This window comes from Mesorhizobium sp. M7A.F.Ca.CA.003.01.2.1 (assembly GCF_003998945.1).
Lineage (GTDB): Bacteria > Pseudomonadota > Alphaproteobacteria > Rhizobiales > Rhizobiaceae > Mesorhizobium > Mesorhizobium ciceri.
On the sequence record NZ_RZRA01000529.1, the window covers coordinates 1 to 3,926 of the forward strand.

Annotated in this window: 5 protein-coding genes and 1 pseudogene; 2 read left to right on the plus strand and 4 right to left on the minus strand. The window is 61.9% G+C overall.

The window, feature by feature from the left end; translation table 11 throughout:
• Together EN969_RS20365 and EN969_RS20370 are read left to right on the plus strand one after the other, a co-directional pair.
• Window positions 1-316: DUF72 domain-containing protein (locus tag EN969_RS20365; RefSeq protein WP_127419340.1), on the plus strand; the 316-nt coding region annotated here is incomplete at its 5' end.
• A 115-nt stretch (window positions 317-431) separates the two neighbouring features.
• Window positions 432-1,583, plus strand: a complete 1,152-nt coding sequence (locus EN969_RS20370) for a GGDEF domain-containing protein (RefSeq protein WP_013531843.1) — start codon at window positions 432-434, stop codon at window positions 1,581-1,583.
• Between the two features lie 44 nt (window positions 1,584-1,627).
• Here the strand turns inward: EN969_RS20370 and EN969_RS20375 are convergent, their stop codons facing one another.
• The 4 genes and pseudogenes from EN969_RS20375 to EN969_RS20390 all read right to left on the minus strand — a co-directional run.
• Window positions 1,628-1,804, minus strand: coding sequence for a hypothetical protein (locus EN969_RS20375; protein WP_013531844.1), 177 nt, complete (start codon window positions 1,802-1,804; stop codon window positions 1,628-1,630).
• 269 nt (window positions 1,805-2,073) lie between these two features.
• A complete protein-coding gene (urtE, locus tag EN969_RS20380; protein ID WP_013531845.1) occupies window positions 2,074-2,769 on the minus strand; it encodes an urea ABC transporter ATP-binding subunit UrtE in 696 nt (231 codons plus the stop codon).
• 69 nt (window positions 2,770-2,838) lie between these two features.
• Window positions 2,839-3,585, minus strand: a complete 747-nt coding sequence (gene urtD / locus EN969_RS20385) for an urea ABC transporter ATP-binding protein UrtD (protein ID WP_013531846.1) — start codon at window positions 3,583-3,585, stop codon at window positions 2,839-2,841.
• A gap of 6 nt (window positions 3,586-3,591) precedes the next feature.
• Window positions 3,592-3,926, minus strand: a pseudogene (locus EN969_RS20390) (urea ABC transporter permease subunit UrtC); the annotation flags it as partial.

Sequence of the window (3,926 nt, forward strand, 5' to 3'; positions counted from 1 at the left end):
CGTCTACGCCGACCATGCCAAATATCCTGATATCGCCGACATCACCGCCGATTTCGTCTACGCCCGACTGCAGACCGGCAGCGATGACAATCCCGACTGCTATACGCCGAAAGGCCTCGATGAATGGGCCGCGCGGGTAAAGACCTGGGCGCAAGGCAAGCAGCCGGCCGACCTGCGGCGCGCCGACCCCGCCACCGATGCGCCGGTCAAGCCGCGCGACGTGTTCGTTTACTTCATCACCGAGGGCAAGGTGCGCGCGCCGTTCGGCGCCATGGCACTGATGAAGCGAGTGGACCAGGGTCAACCGGTGCCCTGACGCAGCGGAATCATGGCATCTTCGCCACCGTCGTAACCTTATCGATACCTCCTTGCTGCATGAATCCAGCCAGACCAGTCGCAGATCTGGGCCGCCACGGGCAAGGACGAGGGGCATGTCGCTCGACTACACTTCACTTCTCCTGGCTGTCGGTTTTTCCGCGGCCTGCCTGAGCCTGACATTGTTCGGCATGTGGCTGACCGCTCGCTCGGAGAAATTCCTGCTGACATGGGCGATCAGCCTGGTGTTCGTGGTCGGCGATATTTTTGTCTATGACGCTTATATCGACATGCCCGGGCGCCTGCTGGGCATCGCCACGCTGGCTTTCCTCCTGCTCGGTTTCTCGACAATGCTGGGCGCGGCCTACCAGTTTAGAACCGGCGGCTCGCCAGTGCCCCGAACTGTACTTGGCAGCGCCATTTCGCTGGCCGTGACGTTGCCTCCCATGGCTCTAGGCTATGACGGGCTGGGCTTCATGTTCGAAAATGCCTTCGCCGCCTTGCTTCTGTTCGCAACGGCGGTCGAATACTGGAAGGGCCGCGACGAAGCCCCTGCCCTGACGATCGGTATCACCGCGCTCTATTCTGCCACGGCCGCATCCTTCGCTCTCTGCGCCATGGTTTTAGCCTTGGATGGAAAGCTGGTCCTTGGACATGCGCCAAGCAACTGGGCCGAGGAACTGAGCCTCATCATCGTCATCGCCAGCATGACCGGGATTGGAGCGCTTTCCCTGGCCCTGAATCAGGGACGCTTGGCCCGGCATCACCGCCACAATGCCCTGACCGACCCGCTGACCGGCCTGCTCAACCGCCGCGCCCTGTTCGACCTGCACGGCGATGCGCCGGTCGGCGCCTTCACGGCGGTGGTCGTCTTCGATCTCGACAACTTCAAGGCCATCAACGACGAATTCGGCCACGCCGCCGGTGATGAGGTGCTGAGGGTGTTTGCACGGGAACTCGCCAGCAATCGCCGCCCGGCCGACGTCGCCGCGCGCATGGGCGGCGAGGAGTTCGCGCTGGTGCTGAAGCGGACCTTGCCCGAAACGGTGGAGGCCACCGCCGAGGCCATACGGGCAGCTTTCGCCGCGCACCGCATCGAAACCGAGACAGGCTCGCTGATATGCACCGTCAGTGCCGGATTTGCTTTCGGCACCAAGGAAGGCCTCGGCTTCGACAAGGTGCTCAACGCCGCCGACAAGGCGCTCTACGACGCCAAGCGCGGAGGCCGTAACCGCGTCACCGCATCTCCGTTCAGGCGCGCAAGCTAATCGCGCAACACCGGCCTCTGATCGTGGGGAGACGAATGCGGCTCCTAGGCCGCCATGACAATCTCATTGAAGGTATCGAGATCGACATAGAAGACCTTGGTGATCTCCTCGATCAGATCGTCGTAGTCGCAGCCCTGTGATCTCAAGATATTGATGGCAGCGATGATGTCGACGCGTTCGGTAAGCCGCCGCTTCTGGTAATCCTCGACGTAACGTTCCATGGCTGTCCCTTAGCCTGTGTGCCCAAACGCGTTTGAACGACAGAGATCGCAGGAGGGAAGCTAGGCAGCCTTGCTTGCGTGAAACTTGCCCGGCATTGGCCGTGGTCCTCGATCTGCGATAACCAGACTGATACGGAAGCGGCCGACTCACAAAGCCATGGAAAAGACTAGCACGCGATATTGAGCGTGCCAGAGACGCAGGTGATCGGATGGAGAAATATTGGACTTGGCAAGAACTTCGGATCGCCAACTGAAGTTCACCGCCAATGCTAGACGGTAAGGAACTTCCGCACATCAGCCCGGTCTAAATCTTCAGCCGGGCCGGTATGGACGATCACGCCCCGGTCCATGATGTTGACCTCGTCGGCGAGCTCGCGGCAGAAATCGAGATATTGTTCGACCAAAAGCACGGCGATGCCCGCCTGGTCGCGTAGATAGCGGATGGCGCGGCCGATGTCCTTAATGATCGACGGCTGTATGCCCTCGGTCGGTTCATCGAGCACGAGCAGTTTCGGCCGCATCACCAGCGCCCGCCCGATGGCGAGCTGTTGCTGCTGGCCGCCGGAAAGATCGCCGCCGCGACGGCCGAGCATCTGCTTCAGCACAGGGAACAATTCGAAGACATGCGCCGGAATGTTGCGGTCGGCTCGCCTCAGCGGCGCAAAGCCTGATTCCAGGTTCTCCCGCACGGTGAGCAGCGGAAAGACCTCCCTGCCCTGCGGTACGAATGCGATGCCCGACCGGGCGCGGTCATACGCCGCGCTCCGGTCGAGCGCCTTCCCCTCGAAGGCAACGCTTCCGCTCGTCAGCCGGTGGTGGCCGACGATCGATCTCATCAAACTGGTCTTACCGACGCCGTTGCGGCCGAGCACGCAGGTGATCTTGCCGGCGCCCGCCTTCAGCGATACGCCGCGCAGCGCCTGGGCGGCGCCGTAGTGCAGCGTGGCATTGGAAACTTCGAGCATGTCAGCGCCGTCTCCAGAACCTGAGAAACGACAGATCGAAGTGATGGAACTGAACCCGCCAGACCATGCTCATCTCCCCAGATAGACTTCGACGACACGCTCGTCGGCCGACACGAAATCGAGTGTGCCTTCCGAGAGCACCGAGCCCTCGTGCAGGCAGGTGACCTTGACGCCGAGCTCGCGCACGAAATGCATGTCGTGCTCGACGACGATGACCGAATGGTCGCGGGCGATATCCTTGAGCAGCCGCGCGGTTTCCTCGGTCTCGGCATCGGTCATGCCGGCGACCGGCTCGTCAACCAGAAGCAGTTTCGGGTCCTGCGCCAAGAGCATGCCGATCTCCAGCCACTGCTTTTGCCCATGGCTGAGATTGGCCGCCAGTTCGTCACGCTTGTCGCCAAGCCGGATGATGCCGAGGATGTCATCAATCTGCCGCGTCTCGGCGGCCGAGCGGCGGTGAAACAGCGCCGGGAAGATCGAGCGAGGACCCTTCAGCGCCAGCATCAGGTTTTCCTCGATCGTGTGGCTTTCGAAGACGGTCGGCTTCTGAAATTTACGGCCAATGCCCATCATTGCGATCTCGGCCTCGTCGTGCTTGGTCAGATCGACTTGGCCGTCGAAGAACACTTCGCCCTCGTCGGGCCGCGTCTTGCCGGTGACGATGTCCATCATCGTCGTCTTGCCGGCGCCGTTGGGGCCGATGATGGCGCGCATCTCGCCCTTGTCGAGCACCAGCGACAGATTGTTGATGGCGCGAAAGCCGTCGAAGGAGACCGAGACGCCGTCGAGATAAAGGATCGTGTTCGACTTTGACATGGTCGCTCACTCCGCCGGCTGTGGTTCGGGGTTGCTGGCGGACCAGTCACCTGGCTTTCTTGCTTCACTGCGAACGATTTTCGCCGGCGGCGAGACATCGGCATCGGTGCCGGCTTCCTCGGCAATCGAAGCAGCTCGCAACGCCTTGGCGTTGCCGCGCCAGCTGTCCCACATGCCGATGATGCCCTTGGGCAGCAAAAGCGTGACGGCGACGAATAGTCCACCCAGTGCAAACAGCCAGAACTCCGGCAGTACGCCGGTGAACCAGGATTTTCCGGCATTGACCAGCAACGCACCGATGATCGACCCGACAATGGTGCCGCGCCCGCCGACAGCCGCCC

Coding starts and splice junctions, on each gene's coding strand:
- EN969_RS20370 (WP_013531843.1), top strand. CDS start 432: ATGTCGCTCGACTACACTTCACTTCTCCTGGCTGTCGGTTTTTCCGCG.
- EN969_RS20375 (WP_013531844.1), bottom strand. CDS start 1,804: ATGGAACGTTACGTCGAGGATTACCAGAAGCGGCGGCTTACCGAACGC.
- urtE (WP_013531845.1), bottom strand. CDS start 2,769: ATGCTCGAAGTTTCCAATGCCACGCTGCACTACGGCGCCGCCCAGGCG.
- urtD (WP_013531846.1), bottom strand. CDS start 3,585: ATGTCAAAGTCGAACACGATCCTTTATCTCGACGGCGTCTCGGTCTCC.